Genomic DNA, 23878 nt, shown 5'->3' with positions numbered 1-23878 from the left:
TTTCATACGTCTAATCTTCCCTTCGAACCAATTTTAAAAAGGAATTGATTCATCCTCCATTAGACGTATTTTTTCATCCAGATATCATCGCGGTATGTTCCATCTTCCAGTTTAACGGAGTCCGGATCTTCCGCGTATACTTCAAAGCCCAGTGATTCATACAGGTTCTGAGCGGCCTCATTGCCGGAAAGCACTGCCAGGATGACTTGTTCGACATCAGGAAGTTGCTTTGCCTCTTCAATCAACGCTTCCATTAGAGCACGTCCTGTTCCGCCACGATAATCCGGTGACACATACACACCAGAAATCATCGCTTTATGCGACTCGCGTGATAATTCGTACGGCTTGACCTGACCAAATCCAAATAACTTTTCACCGTCAAATATTCCGAGCCATACTTCATCCGAATCCGGATCGCCTTCCAGCCCTTCTTGAACATCTTTAATTGGTGTTTGTTGTTCATCATCAAACGAATGACCAAACGCATCTGGATGATTTTTTAATCCTTCCAGTCGAAGACTCCAATACTGTTCTGCATCTTCTTTCGTTAACTTCCGAAATGTATACATGACTGTCTTTCTCCCCTTTATGCGTTTTTACTATTAGACAATATGACATGAGAAACTCTTCTATCCTTTACATAACCTTTTTCTAGTAAAATAAAACCTAGTTTAATCCGGAATTTTCAGCACAAAAAAAATCACTCCTTTTCGATTTGTCGAAAAAGAATGATTTTTTCGCTTTAGGCGGTCGGCTCAATATTAACGGAGAACAGGTTCCATCGTTTGACGCAACACTTCTGCTGAGTGATGGAATTTTTTAAGTTCTTCTTCCGTTAAAGAAACTTCGATGATTTCCCGAACACCTTGCCGGTTGATGATTGCGGGTACACCGATATGGATACCGGAAATCCCATACTGTCCGTCGACATGTGCTCCGACCGTTAAGAGACAGTTCTCATTTCCGAGAATCGCCCGGACGATTCGAACAAGTCCAAGACCAATCGCATAATAGGTCGCCCCTTTTCGTTCGATGATGTGATACGCTGCATCCCGGACATTGATATAAATTTGATCAAGATCCGCTTGAGAGTAACGATCATTTTCCGCTAACAATTCATCAATCGTTTTACCATAGATCCGTGAGTTGCTCCAGGCTGCAAATTCCGTGTCCCCGTGCTCTCCAAGAATGTAGGCATGCGCATTACGGGAATCGATATGGAAGTATTCACCGAGCATTTGACGCAAACGGGCCGTATCAAGAACCGTACCTGATCCAAAGACACGGGATTTTGGAAGACCGGAATATTTCCATGCCAGATGAGCCATGATGTCAACCGGGTTAGATGCAACGACGATGATGCCATCAAAACCAGATTCCATGATTTGGCGTATCATTTCTTTCATGATCAACGCATTTTTAGCAACAAGATCGAGTCGGGTTTCGCCCGGTTTTTGTGGCGCCCCTGCCGTGATAACAATCACTTCCGCATCCTTACAGTCTGAGTAATCCCCTGCCCAGATGCGCATCGGGGAAGAACTGAAAGGTGTCCCGTGATTTAAATCCATCGCTTCGCCCTCTGCTTTGGCTTTATTCACATCGATGATCACCAATTCTTCACACAATCCCGCCGTCGACATCTGATAGGCAAAGCTTGAACCAACAGCCCCCGCACCAATTAACGCTACACGTGTCACTTTCGCATGTAATTCCATCCTTTATATCCACCCTTCTGAAGGTAATTTAAAAGTTTGTTAACTATCTCACAAATAGATTGTAACATCTTTCACAAAGTTTAGGTATTTATGAAACCGTTCACATCTTGTCTAATTTGTGTCAATAATATCCTAACATAAGGAAAAGCGACATCTTCCATTTCCACTTACCACATTCGATACACAATAAAACCAAACATTCCGGCTAACGTACTCGACAAAAAGTTGACTCCGTCATTCCCAAGCCATTTCCATCCCTTTACATAAAGAGTCGGTTGATTGTGGTGAAGACGTTTTTCTGTTTCTTTGAGGCAAACCACACATCGAAATTTCCGCTGGACCGTCCCGCCGAACAATGTATCAAACAAACTTCCTATGATGCCGCCTAACGTCACCAACAACCAGATGTCCGTCGATAAGTCGAACAGTAGATCGCCTGCTGTCGCTATGAACAAGGCGCCGACAATCGTTGCGGTCGTCCCAAGGATTGAAATTGCGCCGCTCGTTCCAGCCGGTACACGCCGTCCCGTTAAGAGAAAAGGATTTTTTTTTGACAAAGGACCAATTTCAGAAGCCCATGTGTCGGCATTTGACGCAGCCAGCACGATCAAAAATAAGACAAGAAACGATGTGTGTTCTGTCCAGAGAAATCCCATCGAAGCCAACGCTGCGATCCCTCCGTTCGCAAGAACCTGCCAGCCGTCACGCGGTCCGTCTTTTTCGACGATTTGATTCACCGACTGTTTTCTTCGTTTCCCAAGTTTCGACAACAGACTGGAACTGCCGAAAAAAAGCAATAACATCAGAAGCCCGGGGTAACCGAATCCGGACAGGACAAGCGCCCCGACGACAAGCGTCCAAATACTGCCGCTGATGGTCAGCAAACGCAGCCGGTATCCGATATAGCCGAGGAAAAAACAAAATAAAATACCGTAGATTACTGGCATACAACGACCTCAGACTCGGTTACAATCTGCTGAACCGGTTGATCGAAGGGTTCCACTTCGAACGCAGAAACCAGTTGACGCTCAAACGCAACCGCTAACGTATGGCCATGATAATCAGCTAATACCCGATCATAAAAACCGCCTCCCCACCCTACACGGTAGCCTTGACGTGTGAACGCCCGTCCCGGAACGATGCAAAGGTCCACTGCACTCAAAGACCTCTCTACCGCCTGGTCATCCGGTTCCCGAATGCCCATCTTTGTTTCTATCAATGGGCTGTTCGGTAAGTATTCAAAAAATCGCATCTCCTGGTGCATGACTTTCGGAATGACAACCTGTTTCCCCAGTTCCCAGGCCTTCAAAATAATCGGCTCTGTCGCACATTCGTTGCGAAAGGAAAGTGTGATGGCAATGGATTGAGCATTTTTCCACTCCGGTAAAGCAAACAAATAATCATAAATCTGCTGTTCTTTTTGTTCACGATGCTCTAACTGATTTAACTGATCTGTAATAAATCGCCGAATTTCCCGTTTTTCCATCTTGCGAATCCCCCTTATTCAACAAAAAAGCCATCACACAAGGTGACGGCTTCCATCTCAATTATTTTACTTCACGGTGAAGTGTGTGCTTACGGAGACGTGGGTTGTATTTCTTCAACTCAAGACGCTCTGGGTTGTTACGCTTGTTCTTCTTAGTGATATAAGTACGGTCACCAGTTTCAGTGCAAGCCAAAGTAATTTTAACGCGCATGGGATTCCCTCCTATCTAGCTCTCGATGTATCAAGTATTTTTGCTTTACATAAGGTTAAGCATACTCAAGTATCGTACCAAGAAAGGAAGTGAATTGCAACTGTTCATCCGTTCTTTTTTGGATTCATTACATGCTGGTATGGATTTTCAAGGTCCACCTGGAATGTACGCAGTTCTTTTGCGACATGATAATCATGTTCGATCCCGTTTCTTGCTTCTTCTCGCTCGAGATAAATGACGTCTGAATGACGTAATGCTTCTCCTTCGAGTCGCTTGATTGCTACGACAAGCCCACCTGTTCCTGACGGAGAACGTTCGCTTTCCAAGTCATACACGTTGCTGACAAGTGGTAAGCCGTTCATTTCAGCAAAGGATTGAGCCGCTGAAGCCGTCTCCATATTAAAGTTATGAACAAGTCGGAACTCGACGATTTTATTCAATGCCTGTGCTTGACGCAAGACTGCCAGATTTAAGCCGGCCAATTGATTATACGTCTGAACGAGCGGTAGACCATTGACCTCGACCTGATAGACATGCACACCGTCTTGATGCTGATAACCGGCTGTCCCTGATGTAATGACATAAACATTTTCACCTGATGCGGCTAATCGTTTCGCATATTCCGCAACGGGACGGTTTGAATCATCGTATTGCGTCGTCACAAGTAAAATAGCTTCGCTGTTCCACGATACCTCACGTTGAACGGCCACATAATAATCATGCGGAGTCAGGAAGACATCCGGTTCAATGTCGGTATCAGCGAGGAACGGATATTCTGCATACCGCTCTTCTAGCCAATCAAGCGTCAGCTCCTGCGCATCGAGACGACGTTCCGTTTCTTCAAATCGTTTAATATGTTCACGGAACCGGTTCGCTGCATATTGTGCCGTTGTCTGTCCATCGAGAATAAACGGCCAGTCACTCGAGACGGCAAGCAGATATTCGCGAATCAACTGACGTTTGGCTTTCACCGTCAATTCATCCTGATGACGATTCCGGGCAACGACGCCTGCCAAACGTTTTTCAAGTTGGTGCAAGTGACGGATCATCCAATCGTTGCGTTCATTGATCCAGACATCCGCATAACCTTTGCGTCCCCACGTTCCCATCGCAATGTGAACCGTTTCGATATCCTGGAAGTGACGTTCCAAAAACATCGCCGGAGAAATCGACTCAATCCCGTAATCTTCGAATCGTTCCATCGTTTTTCCGAGGAAGTCCGGCCCTTCGAACCACCAATGTCCAAATAACTCAGCATCGAACGGTGCCGTCACGAGGAATGGTGGAAAATCTTGTGCGCTCTGCTCATCTAAATGGTTGGCAAGTGCTTCCGCAAAATCAGTCGCATGGACATCTGTCCGTTTCCAAGCCCAATCCCGGACATAATATTCTTTTTGATCCGACTCGCCCGTCACCCGGTGAAGTTTTAATCCTGTATCGTAACGAAGTCCTTCTGGATGCATGAATTCGGCGATTTGATCCCATTCGCGGTCATATGCAAGGTCGCGGTAAAACTCACGGTAATCCGGATGCCCAGGATAACCGATGACCGAACTCCAAATCCGGCCCGAGATGATTTGATCACGCGGGAACAATGCAACACCATGCGGCGAATAGACAGGTGCACCAATCCCGTGTTTCGGGGCAGGATCCGCATTCAGGATAGAATGTTCGTCAACGAACGTATACCGGATTCCTTCTTCGTACATGATCTTATCAAGACCTGGCGTATACGCACATTCCGGCATCCACAGACCCGTCGGACGATAGCCGTAATGGCGTTCGAAACAGTTTAATCCGGTTTGGATTTCAGACCGTGCTGCTTGTTCCGACAACATGTGCGGACTGAATCCGTGTGTCGCGGTACACGTCATCAACTCAAGATACCCTTGTTCTTTATAATGACGGAAGGCGCTGTTTAAGTTCCGGCCCCAATGCTCAAACGTTACTTTTAAGTCGTGGTACCGTTCTTTATAGAAAAGCAAGGCATCACGTTCCTCGTTCCCTAAATCGCGTTGTAACTCCTGTTCAATCAATCGTAACGTATCGTCCAGGTGCTCCACGTAACGATCTTGGATGAGTGAATCTGCTAACATCTCAATGACGGGTGGCGAGATACTGATCGTCCAACCAAGCGGACGCTCCAAGCGATCGATTTCCCACAATAATGGAATATACGTTTCGGAGATGGCTTCGTACATCCATCTTTCTTCTAGACGATTGGCTTCCCGATGTCGGATATATGGTAAATGGGCATGTAACACTAATGAAAAATAACCTTTGCGCATGTCTGTTCTTCCTCTCCTTCTGCTTTCTATCTGTTATCTTCAGCGAACGCGATCAAAATAGGAATACGGACGCAAGACTTCGATCCATTCCGGTTGTTCCAGTTCTCCATATTGCCAATGAGCAACAACCTCTGCAAAACGTCCATCTACGACAGGCTCGTCTCGTGGTGTCTCGATTGGTTTTGAGCGGAGGACAGGAAGAAAATCTCCGTCGATGGTTTGAATACCCCATTCGATGATGTATGTAGTGTTCGGCATCAACGGACGGACAAACCATGTATTCGTCATTTCCGGCAATTCAAATTGATACGTACGATTCGCTTCACCTTTTTCGTAATCGCGTAACGTCACATCAATGATCCGCATTTCTTTTCGGAATGAATCGAATGATGCGTGGTAATGTGTCTCAAGCATCTTTCGAGACAATTCAGACAATTCCCAGTAAACATAGACAGATGTCGGAGATTGGACGATCGCATGGATGATGTCGTCTTCGTAATGAGTCGCCATTCCAAATGCATCTCGCTCCAATGAAGGGATTGCTGTCAATGCCGGTACGATTTCGTTTTGTTTCGGAGCACTCACGGTTACGCCTGCCTTCTTCTTATTAGGTTTGGTGACCGCAGCTGATTCCGTTAAAACTGTTTTATTTTCCGTTAGCGACTTTCGGTATTTACTCCAGGCATATTTAACCTTACCTTCTGTCGATTCCACTTTTTCTGCAATTTGTTTAATGGTTAGTCCTTGTTCTTTTAATTTTATGATTTTTTCAAGCATTACCTATCACCTCTTTCTCTTTATTCACTTCTTTCTTATTCTACAAACTTGTTTCAAAATCCTTTACAAAAAAAGTAGGCTGAGGATTTCCCTCTAGCCTACTGTACTTAGCTATTTAAATCATAGTGTTTTCCTTTTGCCATGTAAATCAAATGCTCACCTACGTTCGTTAAATGGTCGCCCATTCGTTCGATATACCGGCAAATATTTGTGAATTGCATGATTTCATCCACTACAACCGGTTGCAGGGACATATGCCGCATATACTGGCGCAACGCTTTATAGGTCGTGTCATCAATGATGTTATCGAGATCGGACAGCGCCTTCGCTTTTTCAATATCGCCATCACGATACGCGACGATTGCCGTCTCCGTCATATCCAGTAATGTTTCGAATGCTTCTTTTAATAACGAGATGTCAATCACGTAAGGGAACGTCTCGACACGTAAAACGGCTTTCGAGATATTTCCCGCGTAGTCAGCAATCCGCTCTAAATCCGTCGCAATCTTCATTGCCGTCACCAACCGTCGTAAATCAGTCGCGACCGGTTGTTGTTTCGCGATCAGTAAAATCGCATCGTCGTTGATTTCAAGTTCGAGTGCATCGAGCTCATTATCATTTTCGATGACTTTAAGAGCAATCTCACGGTCATACTTTTCGAGTGCTTCCGCTGTTGTTGCAATCTGTTGCATTGTCTTCCGGGCTAACAAAAATACTTTTTGATCGAGTACTGCCAGGTTTTCTCCAAAAATCGTCCGATTTGCTGCCATTGAAAAGTTCCTCCTCGTTATCCGAATCGTCCTGAGATATAGTCTTCTGTCCGTTTGTCACTCGGATTTGAGAAAATTCGATCCGTCTGATCGAATTCAACGACTTCACCGTTCAAGAAGAAAGCTGTTTTATCAGAGACACGTGCTGCTTGTTGCATGTTATGCGTCACGATGATGATCGAGTAATCTTTTTTTAATTCCTGTACCAATTCTTCAACTTTTAGCGTCGAGATTGGGTCGAGAGCGGATGTCGGTTCATCCATCAGGATGACGTCCGGCTCGATTGCCAGGCAACGGGCGATGCAGAGACGTTGTTGTTGTCCGCCTGACAGTCCGTAAGCGTTCTCGTTCAAACGGTCCTTGACTTCGTCCCAAATCGCTGCTCCGCGTAGGCTTCGTTCAACGATTTCATCCAAGATTTTTTTGTTCTTCACCCCATGAACACGTGGTCCATAAGCGATATTATCATAAATCGATTTCGGGAATGGGTTTGGTTGCTGAAAGACCATTCCAACCGATGTCCGTAATTCTTCGACTTCATAATCCTTATCGAAGATATTACGACCATGGTATTCAATGACACCATTCGTCCGTACGATCGGAACGAGTTCGACCATTCGGTTCAAGGTCTTGATGAATGTCGACTTTCCGCATCCTGACGGTCCGATGATTGCCGTTACTTCATTTTGTTTAATATCAAGATTGACATCTTTTAAAGCATGATCATCACCGTACCATAGGTTCAAATCATTTACACGGTATACACTTTGTCGCGCAGCTACTGGTTGATTCATTGTTTTTACCCCTTCTTTGGCTGGTTTCGTCGTCAGCTTCGTATCCATCATCTGTGTTCCTCCTTAGTGATTCAGAACGTAATTCGTTATATCCAGTTGATTAGTATCGTTTTGAAAAACGGTTTCGAATCCAAATCGCAAGTGAGTTCATCGTTAAGAGGATGACCATCAGGACGATGATTCCGGCAGCAGCAAGACCTTGGAAGTCAGCTTGCGGACGGCTTGTCCAGTTGTAGATTTGAATCGGTAAGGCCGTAAACTCTGAGAAAATACCTTCCGGCGCCCGTGCGATGAAGATAGCTGCTCCGACCATGATGAGCGGTGCTGTTTCTCCAATTGCCCGTGAAACGGCAAGGATGATTCCTGTGATGACCCCTGGAAGGGATGCGGGTAAGACAACTTTGAATGTCGTCTGCCATTTCGAAGCACCCAGTGCTAGAGAGGCATGACGCATTGCCTGTGGTACGGCGCGAATCGCTTCTTGCGATGACACGATGACGACCGGTAAACTCATCAGCGCAAGCGTGAGTGCTCCGGCAATCAAGGTCGATCCGAAGCCCATGTTACGAACAAAAAACGTAAGTCCGAGTAATCCGAAAACGATTGACGGAACACCGGCTAAGTTTGAGATGTTGACTTCGATGAAAGAAGTCATCCGTCCTTTTTTCGCATACTCTTCTAAATAGATCGCAGCTCCGACACCCAGGATGAAAATCATCGGAATAATCAAGAGCATTAAGAAGATTGAGCCCATCAACGCAGGATAAATCCCGGCACGATCCGGTCGGCGTGAAGGTGAATTTTGAAGAAAGTCGAGTGATAACCAGGCTGCCCCGTCGCGAACGACGCCAAACAGAAGAATACCAAGCACGACTAAACCGAATAACAGTCCGATCAGGAAAATGATTTTCGTGACATTATTGACGACAAGACGTTGGCTGATTGATTTTTTCACAGCAGCAGGATCAATAAATTTTTTTTGTACAGGTTGTTTTTCTGGTAAGGCCATCTTAATACTCCTCTCTGAAACGACGCGTGATCCAGTTCGCGAGTAAGTTCATCAAAAGAGTAAAGACGAACAACAACGTACCGACAGCGTAGATACTGTAATATTCAATCGTTCCATATCCTGCGTCACCAAGGGCAACCTGAACGATATAAGCCGTCATCGTCTGAACCGGCTCCAACGGATTAACTGCAGCCGTAGGGTTTGATCCCCCGGCAATCGTCACGATCATTGTTTCACCGATTGCGCGTGACATACCAAGAACGATGGAAGCGATGATTCCGGAAAGTGCAGCCGGAACAACCACTTTTAAAGCGACTTCAAGACGTGTTGAACCCAGTGCCAATGCGCCGTCCCGAATTTTTTTCGGAACTGAGCTCATTGCATCCTCTGAAATCGAGGCAATCATCGGAATGATCATGATTCCGACAACAATCCCCGGACTTAACGCATTATAAATCGCAAGACCCGGAATTAATTTAACAAGTAACGGTGTAACAAACGTTAAGGCGAAAAATCCGAAAACGATTGTCGGAACGCCGGCTAATACTTCAAGAATCGGTTTGAGAACACGACGGGCGCGTTCTGATGCATACTCACTTAAATAAATCGCAGAAGTGAGTCCGATCGGCACGGCAACCAGCATCGCAATCACGGTAATTTCAAGGGTTCCGACGACCAGCGGCCAAATTCCATACTCCGGTTGAGAGTTCAGCGGGTACCAGTTTGTACTGCCGAAGAATTCTTTGAACGAGACGACTTCAAAGAAGTGTTCTGTTTCAATAACTAACGTGAGAATGATGCCGATGGTCGTAACGACTGAAACGAACGCACAGAGAAATAGTACGATCGGCATAAAACGTTCCATGATGTTTTTCATACTGAATTTTTGTTGTCGGTTCTTTTGGATCAGCTCGCGAACCGATTTGTTTGATGATGGATTCACCCTTCTTCGCTCCCTACTTCATCATACCTACATAAGAACGGGACCCCAAAAAAGGGAAATCTCCCTTTTTTCGGGCCGTCCTTGTGTAATGATGGTTATTTCATTGCATCTTCAATGGCTTTTGTATTTTCATCGTAACGATCTTGCGGCATTTTGATATAACCGACTTCTTCTGATAAGTCACCTGCATTTTCATTTGTGAATTTAACGAAGTCCGCCACTTGTTTTTTGTCTTTTAATGATTTGTTGTTGACGTACGTGTAGATCTCACGTGAAAGCGGATAAGAAAGATCTTTGATTGTTTCCGGTGTCGGATCAACTGCGTCTTTTCCTTCAGCTACAAGCGGCACTTCTTTTAACTTATCTTTGTTTTCCGCGTAGTAGGCATAACCGAAGTAACCAATCGCACCTTTTGTTCCTTCGACCCCTTTAACGAGGACGTTATCATCTTCTGAAAGTTGAACATCTTTACGCATATCTTTTTTCTCAAGAACTTTTTCTGAGAAGAAATCAAATGTTCCTGAATCTTTACCCGGGCTGAAGAATTTGATTGGTTCTGCTGGATAAGAAGCATCCACGTCTTTCCATGTCTTCACATTCGGGTCTAACCAAATTTTTTCTAACTGGTCGAGTGTCATTTCTTTGACCCATGTGTTCTCTTTGCTGATTGCGACTGTTAATCCGTCGTAAGCAAGCGCTAATTTCGTATATTCCACACTATTTTTTTCAGCTTCCGCTGCTTCTTCTTCTTTAATTTCACGTGATGCATTTGAAAGGTCTGTTTCACCAACAACAAAACGTTTGAATCCGCCGCCTGTACCTGATACTCCGACCGTGACATCAACGTCTGGTTGTTCGATTGAATACTCTTCACCGACTGCTTCCATGATTGGGAAGACTGTTGAAGATCCATCAATTGCGATCTTTCCTGAAAGATCTGAAGAACTTGAAGAGCCGCCTTTGTCATTTCCGCATGCCGCACCGACTACTGCGATTGACGCTACCGTTGTGATAAGAGCTGTTTTTTTCATCCAAGACATGATTAATTTTCCTCCTCGAAGTATGTCGCTGGTAACGCTACGACTTTATATCCGTTTTCCTTACAAGACTTATACTACCGATGAACTATTAAACCAAAATGAATCCAACGTAAAAGAATTGTAAAGGCGTGTGTTTCTGCGTTTACAAACTCAACTTCATTAGAAAAACAGGTCAATCCATACAAAAAAAAGCGAAGATGAGTTTCCTCATGTTCGCTTTACTAGTTAATTTGGCTTAGTTTGCCATGGAACATCTTTCACATTAAAGTATGCCTTCACTAAATCATGACCAATTTTCGAGTTGACGGTTTCCTGCTCCATATACGGAAGGAACACGGCCCATGCCATCTCTGGATTGTCGTATGGCGCCCAGCCGACTAAGTTCGAGTTCAACGAGCGAACCGGTTGTCCACTTCCATCCCGAAGTGCAATTCCGTCTTCGCCGTAAACACTGACCTGCGCCGTTCCTGTTTTCGCTGCCGCATCGATGCCGGTTTGGGCAATGATTTTCGCAGTCCCGCGTTCTCCTTTGACAACACGATGGAATCCTTCACGGACATGATCAATATTCGCTTGACTGACTTCAATCCGGTTTAAATAGTTTGTTTTAAAACTGTAATCAACTTTCTTCGTTTCGTCTTCAATCGAGTTTGAAGCCAACACTTCTTTTAAGAAGTGCGGTTGTACACGGTACCCGCCATTCGCGAGTGTCGAAACATACTGCGCAACTTGAAGTGGTGTAAAGGCATCATATTGACCAATCACGCGGTCCATCAAGAGCGTGACGCGGTCCGGTGTACCTTGTACCCCTTTTGCTTCATACGGAAGATCAATTCCTGTTGTTACACCGAGACCAAATTGACTGTAATAATTCTGCATGATCGCTGCAGCCGCATCGACGCTCGCGCCAGCGACACCGTTACTCGGGTATTTCGCCATCCGCATCGCGATGTTAAACATGTAGACGTTTGACGAACGTTCGAGTGCCGTCAGGTCCGTAATCGGTCCCATGTTGACGTACGATCCTTTTTTCGTCCCACCAATTGTGATCGGCGCATCATTGATGACCTCGTTTTGACGAATGACTCCTTCTTCGAGCCCCATCGCAACTGTTGCCCCTTTAATCGTTGAACCGATTTGCAGAGAAGTCAACACGTTATTGATGGCAACATCACTGAATTTATTCGTCGCAGTGTCAAGCTTCTGACCGGACATTGCCAAAATTTCTCCGGTTTTCGGATTCATGACAACAGCGTATCCTTCTTTAAGATAACCGCTTCCCATGCCGCGCCCCATCTTGATGGCTTGCTGCAAGATCTGGTCAACTTGTTTGTTGTATTCTGCATCAACCGTCAAGACGAGATCTTTCCCGGATTCGCCTTCTTCACGATTCGGTTCACCGACCGGTTCACCGTTAAACGTTTCATAGACATCGTAAGCCGGTTTTCCGCGCAACAGATCTTCATACTGTTGCTCGAGGAATGATGTTCCGACCCGGTCGTTCAGGCTGTATCCTTTTGCCTTGAATTCCGCTTGTTGTTCTGCAGGAATTTTCGAGTACTTCCCGAAGATATTTCGTAACGTTCCTTCATATGGATATGAGCGTTCATAAAACGGCTCAACCGATACTCCTTTTAGATCTTCAAGGTTTTCATCGATAATCGCCATTTCTTTAGCATTCGCTCCTAATTTAACGAGTTGCGGGTCCAGGGCATAACCGACTTCCATGTTGTGTTTGATGGCGATGATTTCCATCGTCTTATCATCAAAATCGATATCTTTTTTCGTAATCGTATCGAGGCGAATTTGATCCTGCTCCGAAATTGACAATTTGTTCTGTTCTTCAGCGTTTGGATAACGCTTTTCCACTGCCTTCTTATACCGTCGATCTGATTCTTCACTGTTGACAGCTACCCAGTAATCTTTCATGTCACGTTCCGTGACTTTCCAATCGTCTTTCGGAAGATTGATGATTGCCGCAAGACGCGAAGCGATTTCAATCCGTTCGTCGACTTTCGTATTCTGGGAACGACGATAGACAATCGAGTATTTCGAGATCGTATCGACTAACAACCGGCCATCGCGGTCATAAATCTTCCCACGCGGAACTTCGTATTTCGAAGCAATCATTTCCGTTTTTTGAACTTCACGTGAAATCTTTTCACCATTCACAATCTGGACGACACCTAAGCGGAAAATTAAAATCGCAAACAATAAAAATACTACAAAAAACATTAAGTTAAGGCGAAGTGGCAGATGATTCCGCCGTTTTCCCTTCACCGTGATTCGTTTCGCCATGGCGTACTCCCCTATCGTTCAAAAAGTCATCTTGTTTCATTATATAGAAGGAAACTTTCCATAACAACCTATCCCATCATTTTCCGCATTAAAAAACATCGATTCCCGAAATGGAAATCGATGTTTTGATATACTAATTATTTTGCGTCAGCGTAAAGTTTTGCCACATGATCCCAGTCAACGACATTAAAGAAGGCGTTGATGTAATCAGGACGACGGTTTTGATAGTTGAGGTAATAAGCATGTTCCCAAACATCAAGTCCGAGAATCGGCGTTTTCCCTTCCATGACTGGTGTGTCTTGGTTTGGTGTTGAAACGACTGATAATTTCCCGCCGTCAACGATGAGCCAAGCCCAACCTGAACCAAAACGTGTTGTAGCTGCTTTTGCGAACTCATCTTTGAACGCATCAAACGAACCGAATGACTCGTCGATTGCTGAAGCAAGTTCACCAGTTGGTGCTGCACCATCGTTCTTTTTCAAGAGTTTCCAGAAGAACGAATGGTTCCAATGACCGCCACCGTTGTTACGGACAGCTGTTTGAATGTTTGCAGGAAGTGAATCCAGGTTTTGAAGTAATTCTTCAAGTGATTTTCCTTCGTGCTCTGACCCTTCAAGTGCTGCATTGACGTTCGTGACATACGTGTTGTGGTGTTTAGAGTGGTGAATCTCCATCGTACGAGCATCGATATGTGGCTCTAGCGCATCATAAGCGTAGCCGAGTTCTGGTAATTCAAATTTTGACATTTTCATGTCCCCCTTTATCCTATTTTCGGAATTTCAGTACTCTTTAAGACTAGCAAAAATAGTTGGTCAGGCGCAAGCAATGACCCTCGAAAATTACTGTTCGTCACGCGGAGCAAATACAGAGACACCGCCGCCTGGAACCGGGAAAACGCCGAAGCCCTCTTCATCGATCACAACCGGTTCTTCTTGGTGGTTCGTATAATCAAACCACTCTTCTCCGGCACGCGTCTCACCGACAAACATTCGTTTTTCGCACATGTCCGCATTCGAAAGTAAAACAGCGCATCCCGAGTTCGGGAATTCTTCGACACCACGACGGACCCAACCGATACAATGTGGATCGTCAAGGTAATCTTCTTGTTCGCCATATGCTTTATGGTAACGGGCATACAGTAAAGCATTGATCATTTCTTTTTTGCCTTCGACCGGGTGAGGTCCTTGGATACCATAATAATCACCGTAGAAGACACATGGATAACCATCTTTACGAAGGAGTACCGATGCATAGGCATGTTGTTTGAACCAGTCATCAATCCACGACTCGAGCGATTCACCTGGTTGCGAGTCATGGTTATCAACGAATGTCACCGCGTTCGTCGGGTGGGATTCAACCAGTGTATCCGCAAATAATGTCGTTAAATCAAATTCTTGTCCCTGTTGCGACGCTTCATGGAATTTATAATGGAGCGGCACATCAAATAAATCGATTGTATAATCAACACTGTCTAAAAATTGACGGCAATCATCTAAATCCGATTTCCAGAACTCACCGACCATATAGAAACCGTCCGGATTATCTCCGATCATCGATTTTGCGAACTCGTTGACGAATTCGTAGTTGATATGTTTGATGGCGTCCAAACGGAAACCTTGGCAATTGATTGTCTCTTTAAACCAGTTTCCCCAGTTAATCATCTCTTCACGCACTTCAGGATGGTTGTAATCAATGTTAGCGAACATCAAATAGTCATAGTTTCCGAATTCATTGTCTACTTGATCGTTCCAGTCTTTATTTTTACCGGAAATCTTAAAGACACCCGTTTTCTCTTCCCGGGCATCAAAATCCGTACCGTTGAAAAATTCATGTGTCCAGATGAAATCCGAATATTTACCGTTTCGACCGGGGAACGTAAACTTCGTCCAGGCATCAATTTCAAATTCTTCTGAAATTTCTTGCGAACGGTCTTCCGGATGGACCTCAACGACTTTAATCGTCTCGAGTTCATCTGCTGCTGCTTTATGGTTCATGACGACATCGGCATAAATCGCGATATCATTTTCGTGTGCGACTTGAATGGCTTCGATTAGCTCGTCTTTTGTCCCGTACTTCGTGCGGACCGTCCCCTTTTGATCAAACTCTCCTAAATCATAGACATCGTAAATGCCATACCCTGTGTCTTCATCTGATTGTCCCTTTGACGCTGGCGGAATCCAAACAGATGTGATGCCTGCAGCACGCAGTTCCGGCGCTCTCTCTTTTAAGCGCTGCCAATGCTTCCCATCATTTTCTACATGCCACTCAAAAAACTGCATCATTGTATGGTTACGTTCCATCTCTCTTCGCTCTCCCTTAAATTGCCATAGTATGAATAGTATTGTATGAACATTATTACAATATCTTTAATATTCCCCAAGCAACCAAAAATAAACGCACACTCTTAAAAAAGAGTGTGCGTTCTAAAATGGACCCTGCAGGACTCGAACCTGCGACCGGACGGTTATGAGCCGTCAGCTCTAACCAGCTGAGCTAAGGGTCCTTAAGTAATAGTAGCGGCGGAGGGAGTCGAACCCACGACCTCACGGGTATGAACCGTACGCTCTAGCCAGCTGAGCTACACCGCCATGATGGTTTGAAACAACTAATATAAGGTTACTAAAATCAAACTCGAATGTCAATAAACTATCTCACAAAAACAAAGAGGAATTTCTTTTCAGAAATTCCTCTTGCTTCATTCACCTATTCAGGCTGTTCCTGAACGTTGCTCGAGTACCAGGTCCGTAATATTGACGGCGTGGTCACAGATCCGTTCCAGGTTCGACAGCAGATCCACGAAGATCATTCCGGCCTGACCGGTACACTCCCCTGCATTAACACGCAAGACATGGTGTTTGCGGAATGAACGTTCAAGGGAATCCAGTTTCCCTTCTAACTCAAGCACTTGACGTGCCAGTGAAACATCATCGAGTTCAACGGCTTTAATGGCTGTTTCGACGATTTTTTGCGTCAAGATGTACATTTCATCCAATTCTTTTTTAGCCTTATCGGTAAACGTAATCCGATTGACGATTTGGAAGTCAACCAGTTCGATGACATTTTCGACGTGATCACCAATCCGTTCAAAATCGTTGACGGCGTGCATGAGAAGTGAGTGATCGTTTGATTCCCGTTCGGATAAATCATGTGCCGCGACCTTAACAAGATAACTTGTGACTTCAGTGTTCAAATGGTTAATTGCATATTCGATCTGTCCGGCGTCCGAGACGTCTTTTTTATCATGTGATTGCGTATAACGGTGCGCTTTCCCAAGCCCTTCTTTTGAGAATTCACCCATTCGTAACACTTCAAGTTTTGCTTGATTCAATGCGAGTGACGACGACTGGTTTAAGATGTTTTGATCCAAGTGGCGTGGTTTCGAATCGACGGTCGTATCCGTTCCCGGCACGACTTTTTGAACAAGCCATGCGATTTGCGCGATGAACCAGCATTGAATCAACGTGTTGACGACATTAAATGTACCATGAGCAAAAGCAATTTGCATTTTCGGTTCAAGATCAAGCGCTCCTGTAATCCAGGTGATGAAACTCGAGAATACAGGTAAGGCAATCAAGAACAAAATCGTTCCGACGATATTAAAGATGACGTGCGCCGCAGCTGTCCGTTTTGCCGCAATCGAAGCGCCGAGAGCCGCGAGAACAGCCGTAATCGTTGTTCCGATATTATCACCGAACAAGACGGGTAGCGCAGCCTTAATATCGATCATTCCGCCATCATATAATTCTTGCAAAATCCCGATTGTCGCAGATGAGGATTGAACTAACATTGTGAAAATGGTTCCAACAAATACACCCAGCAAAGGACTATCTGACATCGATACTGTCAGTTCTCGGAACCATTCGCTTGATTCAAGCGGTGCCATTCCGTCTCCCATGAGCGTCAACCCATAGAAGAGCGCTCCAAACCCGAAGAAAATTTGACCGATGTATTGAATCCGTTCTTTATTGAAGAAGAAAATCAGGAACGCTCCCAGCGCAATCGCCGGAAGTGCAGCTTCCTTAACGTTAAAGCCGATGATGAAGGCCGTAATCGTCGTTCCGATGTTTGCCCCCATGACAACACCGATTGCTTGACGTAAGTTCATCAAACCGGCACTGACCAGACCAACGACGATGACGGTCGTTCCCGATGACGACTGAATCAAGACCGTAACGACGATACCGGCCAAAATTCCGAGAAACGGATTGGAGGTATATTTATCTAAAATGTACCGTAGACGGTCTCCCGCTGTTTTTTGCAGACCATCTCCCATATACTTAATACCGAATAGGAAAATACCCAGTCCACCGATAAAGGTGAAGATCATTTCCTGTAAATCATAGTTCATCTTGTCATCTCCTCATATAAAAAGTGGAATTGATTTGTTGTTAAGAATTCATTGTTTCAACCTCCCCTATTATGTAAAGGTCTGGTGAACTTGTAAATAGATTTTCACATATTCAATTGTTAAGGTTTTATTAATCTGTACCAATACAGAATACCCCTTTAAACAAAAGGTTTTTCAAAAATTTAAATCTTGTTATAAAACAGAAGAAAGAGTGATTTCATTGCATTTTTTAAGTCAACTGCTTAATTACTTACAAACTACCTTAATTCCAAACCGTGGATTTTTAAAGACTCGACTTGCCGATGTCTCCCTTTATTTTTGTGGATTAGCATGGATTTCCTTGTGGTCGACAATTATTGATAGCATTTTTCTGAAACAGTCGATTCCGTTTATCATTTGGTTCACCCTGCATTTCATCTTCATTTCGATTGCCATCTTGTTATATCTCTTATTCGTCTCTTATCTGAATCGATGGTTCATTCAGTGGATTTTGCCAAGACCCTGGGCGTTTCGCCAAGTGTTTCCTTATACCGTCGCCGCAAACGTCTGGACCTTCCCGATTGGTGTTTTCCTGTACCAATTCGGATATCAGACTTCAGGAGTGACATTCATTATAATCGGTCATGTCATTTATTCGCTGACACCACTCCTGCTTGTTCGCCTGAAGAAAAAAACGTCCCGCCCGTCTTCTTGAAATTAGATGTATCCTTGCATTTAAGGAAAAAACGTCCGTCCGACGACGGATTGACTTTCCCTTATTCGTGTTAAACAATTGTAAATGTTCAATTTTCGTTCTTGTTTCTCGATTTTTAGGGAATAGTTCGATATGATAGTACAAGTAGTCATAAACAATCTGGCGTTATGCCGCAAAAGGAGATTTTCGATATGCCGAAAATGGTCCATCGCTCTAAGACTCGTCCCGTTCGTGTTGGGGACCTTGTCATTGGTGGAAGTAATGAAGTCATCATTCAAAGTATGACGACAACAAAAACACACGACGTCGAAGCGACTGTCGCTGAAATTTTACGTCTTGAAGAAGCGGGATGCCAAATCGTCCGTGTCGCTTGTCCGGAAGAACGTGATGCGCTTGCTCTTGCAGAAATCAAGAGCCGGATTAACATTCCACTTGTCGTAGACATTCACTTTAATTATAAACTCGCTCTCATGGCCATCGAGGCGGGTGTTGATAAAATCCGGATCAATCCGGGTAATATCGGACGTCGCGAAAAAGTTGAAGCGGTCGTGACGGCTGCAAAAGCCAAAAATATCCCGATTCGCATTGGTGTTAATGCCGGTTCACTCGAGAAACATATTCTCGAAAAATACGGTTATCCAACTGCTCGTGGGATGGTTGAAAGCGCATTACATCACATCAAGATTCTCGAGGATCTCGATTTCCACGATATCATCGTTTCTTTAAAAGCTTCTGATGTTCAATTGGCACTTGAAGCATATCAGCTCGCTTCTGAGTCGTTTGATTATCCATTGCACGTCGGTATCACGGAATCTGGTCCTTTACGTACAGGTTCACTAAAATCAGCCGCCGGTCTCGGTGCGATTCTATCACGTGGTATCGGTAACACGGTCCGGGTTTCCCTTTCTGCCGATCCGGTAGAAGAAGTAAAAGTCGCAAAAGAAGTCTTGAAATCATTTGGTCTTGCGGCAAACGCTGCAACGTTGATTTCTTGCCCGACATGCGGACGGATTGAAATCGATTTAATGGCCATTGCTGCAGAAATCGAAGATTACATTGATAAAATTCAAGTCAACATCAAAGTTGCTGTTCTTGGTTGTGCCGTTAACGGTCCTGGTGAAGCCCGCGAAGCCGATATCGGAATTGCCGGTGCACGTAACGAAGGATTGTTATTCCGTCACGGAGAAATCATCCGTAAAGTACCGGAAGCAACGATGGTCGAAGAATTGAAAAAAGAAATCGATGCGATCGTTCTTGAAAAAGAAGCGGAAAAAGAAGCCGCTAAAGCCAGTCAAGCCTAATAAAAAAGAGTCCTCCTCGGGAGCGACTCTTTTTTTCGTTTCCGCTTTTCGACTGTGTTATACTAGTGGCAGAAAATTTATAGAATGTTGGTGATGTAAGTGAAAATCGGAATTGATATTGATGGAACAATCACTCATCCTTCTTCGTGCTTTAATTATATGAACAAATATCTCGGGACATCGATTGATTTTGAGATGGCCTCTGAATACGAGCTTCACACCTATACGGACATGGAGCAAATCGAGTTTTGGGAATTCATGGTCAAATCAGGTCATGAACTCGGCATCTATCGTGAATCCATCCCCCAAGAACTTGTCAAACAACACCTTTGGGACTTAAGAAAACAATACGATCTCCATTACGTGACGGCACGGTCAGAAATCGTCCGTCCCGTAACCGAAGAATGGATTAAACAACATGAATTACCGCTTGATTCTCTGATCATGACCGGCTCACACGATAAAGTACAAGTCGTCCGTGATTTGTCCCTTGACCTCTTCATGGAGGATCGTCTCGAAAATGCGATTCAAATTGCGGAAGACACGTCGATTCCCGTTATTTTATTTGATGCACCTTACAATCGTCGTCCTGTCCCTGACAATATCGTCCGTGTCTCATCTTGGAACGAGGCCGTGCAACAAATCCATAAGTTTGCTCCCATTCGTTAAACAACAAAAACGGAAACGACGTCACTCTGTCGTTTCCGTTTGTTTCGTCTCCAGCAAACAAATGATTTCTTCCAGCAGAACAGGTTTTGCAAAAAAATAACCTTGGAATAAATGAATACCGATGTCCTTTGCAATTTGAACCTCTTCTCCTGTCTCAACTCCTTCGACGATACATTCCACATGCATCGACTGACTCAGTTGAAAAATCGATTCCAAGATGGACTGTCGCTTTTCAGACTCTTCGACTTGTTCAATGAATTGCTTCGGTACCTTAAGCTGACGAAGCGGTAATAAACGTTCGAGAACATGATAAGAGGCATGTCCCGTTCCAAAATCATCCAGTGATACCGGGAAATCCAATGTCTTAATCCGGCGCAAAGCCCGGAGAATCGGTTGGCTTTCAAAATCCAAAGACTGACTTTCTGTAATTTCAATCTTAATTTGTTTTGGTTTTAAGCTGTACTTTAACAACATCCGTTCAATAAACGGCATAAAAGAATCATGTGTCAATTGCCGGCGAGATACGTTGACGGACAGACTAAAATCGTCTGGAACCAGACTAATCAGTCGTTTTCTTGTTTTACATCCCTCTTCAAAAATCCACTCGCCTAGACGGATGATCAGGTCACTTTTTTCTGCGATTGGAATGAATACCGTCGGACGTCCGGCTCCCGGAATCATCGTATTCCAGCGAATCAAAGCCTCTAATCCAATGAAGCGGTCCTGATTCGAATCATACTGTAATTGGTAAACGAGGTAAAAATCGCGATTCACATCGGCTCTTGATAAGGCTTTTGCTGCTGCTATGCGAAGTGACTGTTCGTGCCGCCATTCTTGATTCAAGCACATCACTTTTTCTGAATCCCGGATACTCTCCGGGAAGGCGGACGTGATTTGATGAATCCGTTTCGTCATACTAGTTTGATCCACTTCTCCATCATCGATGACCATATACAGGTTCACATAAATCTGATGGTGTTCGATTTGATACGGAGTGGACATCCGCTGACTGAGACGTGTCATTTCTTCCCGGCACGATACTCCAGGCGGCTTTTTCATGACCACCACCAGTGTTCCTCCCTCGACTCGAACCATCGTCAAATAAGGCGGTAACAATGTCTTTAATCGTTCGATACAATCAAATAAGACCTGTTGCTGAATTTCCTCTCCAAAATACCGCACGAGTTCATGATAGTTTTCCAAATGAACACCGACTAAGATAAGATCTGTTTGATTTGTGTTCATAAATCGTTCTTCGAGTCCCCGGACATTCAGTAATTGTGTCTGTAGATCATGACGAGCGGACTCATGTAATTGATCAGCCAATTGCTGAAGACGACTGAGATTACGAAGGTGCAGATGATTGATGATTAAGGCGATACAGATTGCAATCCCAATCATCCCTAGTCGGGCATAATGATCTGTCGGATCAATTTCAACAAGTATCGTATTCGATCGAACCATGATAAATATGTTAGTCGCGACGATGATGACAATGGCGTACCAAATCATAATCCGGTCATAGGCAATCAAGGCAATCATTAAAAATAAAAAACAGTTGGCCCAGACGGTGACTGCCGCATAGGGCAACATACTGATAGATACGAACGGGATGCTCAGTAACATGATGGACAAAAAATGTGATTTATAGTGAGTGGACAACTGACTCCGGCTAATCAAAAATGTCGCTATCCCAACACAAAATAAAACGGCCACAGTCGTCGATTGATTTAAGTACGCGTTTTGAATCGTTTGATCTGTCGTCCCTAAAAAAATCAGTGCTCCGACACTCATTAAGAACAACGCAAAATTCCCAATCCACCGCTGCTGATTGCGGACAATCTCATCTACTGGTTTAACAGGCATCTGTTTCCTCCTTTCTTAAAAATTCAGGCTGTCATAGCCATTCGGCGCCACTTCATCATACTCCTGCTCTTCCACTACTAGCAATTATTTCCTTGAAAATAGGCATCTTTCTTCTGTGCTGAAGAAACATACCTATTCTTGACGCTTTTACTGATGCTTTACCTGTCCGAGCTGATCAATCACATCAGTCGCGACAATACTACTGGGATGAAGCTGTTGTTCCACCTGTTTGGATGCTTGAGCATACCAAGAAGCACCAAGTGCAATCAATTGTTCGACCGAAATATGTTTAAAATAATCTTTTTGACCAATCAGACTCGTGAGGATACCAAACAATGTATCACCACTGCCTCCTTTCGCTAATCCACTCGATGCCCCGTTGATGACATAACCGCCACCCTCCGGCGTCGCGACAAGAATCACGTGGGCTTTCAAGACAACAATCACTTGATGTAAGACAGCATATTCGCTTGCTTGTCCAAATAAATCATCCTGAACCTCTTCGACAGTTTGATTTGTCATCCGTGCGAATTCACCGATGTGTGGTGTAACAACAATCGCTTCCTTCCGTTCCGGATAGCTGTCGCGAATCAAGGCACCTGCATCGAGGATTACCGGAACGTCTTGTGCGAGCAGGAACTCCACCCAGTCAGCGGTCGAATCCGAGGTAAGTCCTGGTCCGATTCCAACGACATCCACCTGCTTCATCATTTCTTGGATTGCTGTCATCGTCTGTTCGAGAACCATCGCTTCCGGCGCGTTAACGATGAGTCCGATCTGAGCTGCCGGTACCGTCGCAACTTGTAATTTCCCCACTCCTGACCGAAGTGCTGCACGCGCAGCCAGTTGAATCGATCCCGGCATCGTCTCGCTTCCACCAATCAGTAATGCCGTTCCGTAGGTTCCTTTGTGCCCGTAAGGATCGCGGGTCAACAACGGAGCAATCGATTCGGTCACTAATTGCCATCCGCCAAAGGCCGGCAAACCCAAATCAATCTGTTCCGGTTTTCCAAAAAATGAGGCTGTCTTCAACAAGAAGGCAGACCGTTTAAAGGCATGAAGTAAAAACGTAACATCTGCTTTTAGTGCTTGTCCGGAAAAATCGGTCGTTTGGTCGGACGGCACGCCGCTTGGTATGTCAATCGCATACAATTTCGCCCCTTGCTGTTGTTGTTCACTGACCCATTCAAATAAATCATGTATTGTTTCCGTCAGTCGGGTTCCGTCAAATCCGGTTCCAAAGACACCATCTACAATCAAATCGTATTGCCCGCAGACCGCCTCCGTCACGAGTCCGAAGTTTTCCGCATAATGCTGATGAAGTTGAGCCGTCGTAGTCTTCGTCTTACCGAATGGCGCATGTATCGTAATATCGTATCCATCACGAACGAGTTCACGGCCAATCACATAACCGTCTCCCCCATTGTTCCCCGTCCCACAAATGATCAGAATCCGTTCTTTTTTCGTATGCATGCTCTTGATTCGCTTCGCGATTTCACTACCTGCTCGTTCCATCAAAACTTCCAGCGGCAGACCGGATGTCTTGGCCCATTCATCAATTTGGCGTGCTTCCTGTGCATCATAAATCATTTTTATCACCTCTGTTCGTCCTATTCCCGTTTTGTTTCATTTCAAGCCAGAACAAATCGAGAGGGGTCAACCCCAAAAA

The 23878-nt window shown here is 44.7% G+C and carries 21 protein-coding genes and 2 tRNA genes; 3 read left to right on the top strand and 20 right to left on the bottom strand.

Going from position 1 to position 23878, the window contains the following annotated elements:
* Nucleotides 1–59: 59 nt before the first annotated feature.
* The 18 genes from AC3IRK_RS04675 to AC3IRK_RS04590 form a co-directional block, all read right to left on the bottom strand.
* On the bottom strand, nt 60–569 hold the full coding sequence (locus tag AC3IRK_RS04675) for a GNAT family N-acetyltransferase (protein ID WP_114596370.1): 510 nt from the start codon (nt 567–569) through the stop codon (nt 60–62).
* 192 nt (nt 570–761) lie between these two features.
* Entirely contained in the window at nt 762–1715 is a 954-nt protein-coding gene (locus tag AC3IRK_RS04670; protein WP_188005248.1) for an L-lactate dehydrogenase, read from the bottom strand.
* A 167-nt stretch (nt 1716–1882) separates the two neighbouring features.
* Nucleotides 1883–2662 carry a DUF92 domain-containing protein gene (locus tag AC3IRK_RS04665; RefSeq protein ID WP_131973190.1) on the bottom strand — a complete coding sequence of 260 codons (780 nt, stop codon included), beginning with the start codon at nt 2660–2662 and terminating at the stop codon, nt 1883–1885.
* Nucleotides 2653–3201, bottom strand: a complete 549-nt coding sequence (locus tag AC3IRK_RS04660) for a 5-formyltetrahydrofolate cyclo-ligase (protein ID WP_131503159.1) — start codon at nt 3199–3201, stop codon at nt 2653–2655. The genes AC3IRK_RS04665 and AC3IRK_RS04660 overlap by 10 nt, the downstream gene beginning before the upstream one ends.
* Nucleotides 3202–3262: 61 nt before the next feature.
* The gene (gene rpmG, locus AC3IRK_RS04655) at nt 3263–3412 is read right to left on the bottom strand and encodes a 50S ribosomal protein L33 (protein WP_012369771.1); all 150 of its coding nucleotides are present in this window, start codon (nt 3410–3412) and stop codon (nt 3263–3265) included.
* A 104-nt stretch (nt 3413–3516) separates the two neighbouring features.
* Nucleotides 3517–5700: a 1,4-alpha-glucan branching protein domain-containing protein gene (locus AC3IRK_RS04650; RefSeq protein WP_489170455.1), complete on the bottom strand. Its 2184-nt coding sequence runs from the start codon at nt 5698–5700 to the stop codon at nt 3517–3519.
* Between the two features lie 39 nt (nt 5701–5739).
* On the bottom strand, nt 5740–6477 hold the full coding sequence (locus tag AC3IRK_RS04645; protein ID WP_489170454.1) for a DUF4912 domain-containing protein: 738 nt from the start codon (nt 6475–6477) through the stop codon (nt 5740–5742).
* A 107-nt stretch (nt 6478–6584) separates the two neighbouring features.
* Nucleotides 6585–7247 carry a phosphate signaling complex protein PhoU gene (gene phoU, locus AC3IRK_RS04640; protein WP_114596376.1) on the bottom strand — a complete coding sequence of 221 codons (663 nt, stop codon included), beginning with the start codon at nt 7245–7247 and terminating at the stop codon, nt 6585–6587.
* A gap of 17 nt (nt 7248–7264) precedes the next feature.
* Nucleotides 7265–8041 carry a phosphate ABC transporter ATP-binding protein PstB gene (gene pstB / locus AC3IRK_RS04635; RefSeq protein ID WP_051524104.1) on the bottom strand — a complete coding sequence of 259 codons (777 nt, stop codon included), beginning with the start codon at nt 8039–8041 and terminating at the stop codon, nt 7265–7267.
* A gap of 100 nt (nt 8042–8141) precedes the next feature.
* The gene (pstA, locus tag AC3IRK_RS04630) at nt 8142–9050 is read right to left on the bottom strand and encodes a phosphate ABC transporter permease PstA (protein WP_489170453.1); all 909 of its coding nucleotides are present in this window, start codon (nt 9048–9050) and stop codon (nt 8142–8144) included.
* A 1-nt stretch (nt 9051) separates the two neighbouring features.
* A complete protein-coding gene (gene pstC / locus AC3IRK_RS04625) occupies nt 9052–9993 on the bottom strand; it encodes a phosphate ABC transporter permease subunit PstC (protein ID WP_489170452.1) in 942 nt (313 codons plus the stop codon).
* A 95-nt stretch (nt 9994–10088) separates the two neighbouring features.
* The gene (locus AC3IRK_RS04620; protein WP_131503164.1) at nt 10089–11033 is read right to left on the bottom strand and encodes a PstS family phosphate ABC transporter substrate-binding protein; all 945 of its coding nucleotides are present in this window, start codon (nt 11031–11033) and stop codon (nt 10089–10091) included.
* A gap of 225 nt (nt 11034–11258) precedes the next feature.
* Complete coding sequence (locus AC3IRK_RS04615; RefSeq protein WP_131503165.1) at nt 11259–13331, bottom strand: peptidoglycan D,D-transpeptidase FtsI family protein; 2073 nt, start codon at nt 13329–13331, stop codon at nt 11259–11261.
* A gap of 137 nt (nt 13332–13468) precedes the next feature.
* Complete coding sequence (locus AC3IRK_RS04610) at nt 13469–14077, bottom strand: superoxide dismutase (RefSeq protein ID WP_131973194.1); 609 nt, start codon at nt 14075–14077, stop codon at nt 13469–13471.
* A gap of 93 nt (nt 14078–14170) precedes the next feature.
* Nucleotides 14171–15631 carry an alpha-amylase gene (locus tag AC3IRK_RS04605; RefSeq protein ID WP_131503167.1) on the bottom strand — a complete coding sequence of 487 codons (1461 nt, stop codon included), beginning with the start codon at nt 15629–15631 and terminating at the stop codon, nt 14171–14173.
* Between the two features lie 129 nt (nt 15632–15760).
* Nucleotides 15761–15834: transfer RNA gene (locus AC3IRK_RS04600), tRNA-Ile, on the bottom strand.
* Between the two features lie 11 nt (nt 15835–15845).
* Nucleotides 15846–15919 (bottom strand) — tRNA-Met (locus AC3IRK_RS04595).
* Nucleotides 15920–16038: 119 nt separating this feature from the next.
* Nucleotides 16039–17679 carry a Na/Pi cotransporter family protein gene (locus AC3IRK_RS04590; RefSeq protein WP_489170451.1) on the bottom strand — a complete coding sequence of 547 codons (1641 nt, stop codon included), beginning with the start codon at nt 17677–17679 and terminating at the stop codon, nt 16039–16041.
* A gap of 340 nt (nt 17680–18019) precedes the next feature.
* Between AC3IRK_RS04590 and AC3IRK_RS04585 the strand changes: the two genes are divergently transcribed.
* The 3 genes from AC3IRK_RS04585 (at nt 18020) to AC3IRK_RS04575 (ending at nt 20343) form a co-directional block, all read left to right on the top strand.
* Nucleotides 18020–18373 carry a hypothetical protein gene (locus tag AC3IRK_RS04585; RefSeq protein WP_489170450.1) on the top strand — a complete coding sequence of 118 codons (354 nt, stop codon included), beginning with the start codon at nt 18020–18022 and terminating at the stop codon, nt 18371–18373.
* Between the two features lie 191 nt (nt 18374–18564).
* Nucleotides 18565–19674 (top strand): flavodoxin-dependent (E)-4-hydroxy-3-methylbut-2-enyl-diphosphate synthase, encoded by a 1110-nt coding sequence (gene ispG, locus AC3IRK_RS04580; protein ID WP_026833607.1) that lies wholly within the window; start codon nt 18565–18567, stop codon nt 19672–19674.
* A 99-nt stretch (nt 19675–19773) separates the two neighbouring features.
* Nucleotides 19774–20343, top strand: coding sequence for a 5' nucleotidase, NT5C type (locus AC3IRK_RS04575; RefSeq protein WP_131503170.1), 570 nt, complete (start codon nt 19774–19776; stop codon nt 20341–20343).
* A gap of 21 nt (nt 20344–20364) precedes the next feature.
* Here the strand turns inward: AC3IRK_RS04575 and AC3IRK_RS04570 are convergent, their stop codons facing one another.
* Both AC3IRK_RS04570 and AC3IRK_RS04565 read right to left on the bottom strand, forming a co-directional pair.
* Complete coding sequence (locus AC3IRK_RS04570; protein ID WP_426354877.1) at nt 20365–22209, bottom strand: GGDEF domain-containing phosphodiesterase; 1845 nt, start codon at nt 22207–22209, stop codon at nt 20365–20367.
* A gap of 147 nt (nt 22210–22356) precedes the next feature.
* Nucleotides 22357–23799, bottom strand: coding sequence for an NAD(P)H-hydrate dehydratase (locus tag AC3IRK_RS04565; protein ID WP_214854272.1), 1443 nt, complete (start codon nt 23797–23799; stop codon nt 22357–22359).
* Nucleotides 23800–23878 lie beyond the last annotated feature (79 nt).

Source organism: Exiguobacterium sp. GL_137, from assembly GCF_057834585.1.
The sequence above is the reverse complement of the archived record's forward strand: the minus strand, read 5'-3'. Positions and strand labels throughout refer to the sequence as shown.

Coding starts and splice junctions, on each gene's coding strand:
- AC3IRK_RS04675 (WP_114596370.1), bottom strand. CDS start 569: ATGTATACATTTCGGAAGTTAACGAAAGAAGATGCAGAACAGTATTGG.
- AC3IRK_RS04670 (WP_188005248.1), bottom strand. CDS start 1,715: ATGGAATTACATGCGAAAGTGACACGTGTAGCGTTAATTGGTGCGGGG.
- AC3IRK_RS04665 (WP_131973190.1), bottom strand. CDS start 2,662: ATGCCAGTAATCTACGGTATTTTATTTTGTTTTTTCCTCGGCTATATC.
- AC3IRK_RS04660 (WP_131503159.1), bottom strand. CDS start 3,201: ATGGAAAAACGGGAAATTCGGCGATTTATTACAGATCAGTTAAATCAG.
- rpmG (WP_012369771.1), bottom strand. CDS start 3,412: ATGCGCGTTAAAATTACTTTGGCTTGCACTGAAACTGGTGACCGTACT.
- AC3IRK_RS04650 (WP_489170455.1), bottom strand. CDS start 5,700: ATGCGCAAAGGTTATTTTTCATTAGTGTTACATGCCCATTTACCATAT.
- AC3IRK_RS04645 (WP_489170454.1), bottom strand. CDS start 6,477: ATGCTTGAAAAAATCATAAAATTAAAAGAACAAGGACTAACCATTAAA.
- phoU (WP_114596376.1), bottom strand. CDS start 7,247: ATGGCAGCAAATCGGACGATTTTTGGAGAAAACCTGGCAGTACTCGAT.
- pstB (WP_051524104.1), bottom strand. CDS start 8,041: ATGAATCAACCAGTAGCTGCGCGACAAAGTGTATACCGTGTAAATGAT.
- pstA (WP_489170453.1), bottom strand. CDS start 9,050: ATGGCCTTACCAGAAAAACAACCTGTACAAAAAAAATTTATTGATCCT.
- AC3IRK_RS04620 (WP_131503164.1), bottom strand. CDS start 11,033: ATGTCTTGGATGAAAAAAACAGCTCTTATCACAACGGTAGCGTCAATC.
- AC3IRK_RS04615 (WP_131503165.1), bottom strand. CDS start 13,331: ATGGCGAAACGAATCACGGTGAAGGGAAAACGGCGGAATCATCTGCCA.
- AC3IRK_RS04610 (WP_131973194.1), bottom strand. CDS start 14,077: ATGTCAAAATTTGAATTACCAGAACTCGGCTACGCTTATGATGCGCTA.
- AC3IRK_RS04605 (WP_131503167.1), bottom strand. CDS start 15,631: ATGGAACGTAACCATACAATGATGCAGTTTTTTGAGTGGCATGTAGAA.
- AC3IRK_RS04590 (WP_489170451.1), bottom strand. CDS start 17,679: ATGAACTATGATTTACAGGAAATGATCTTCACCTTTATCGGTGGACTG.
- ispG (WP_026833607.1), top strand. CDS start 18,565: ATGCCGAAAATGGTCCATCGCTCTAAGACTCGTCCCGTTCGTGTTGGG.
- AC3IRK_RS04570 (WP_426354877.1), bottom strand. CDS start 22,209: ATGCCTGTTAAACCAGTAGATGAGATTGTCCGCAATCAGCAGCGGTGG.
- AC3IRK_RS04565 (WP_214854272.1), bottom strand. CDS start 23,799: ATGATTTATGATGCACAGGAAGCACGCCAAATTGATGAATGGGCCAAG.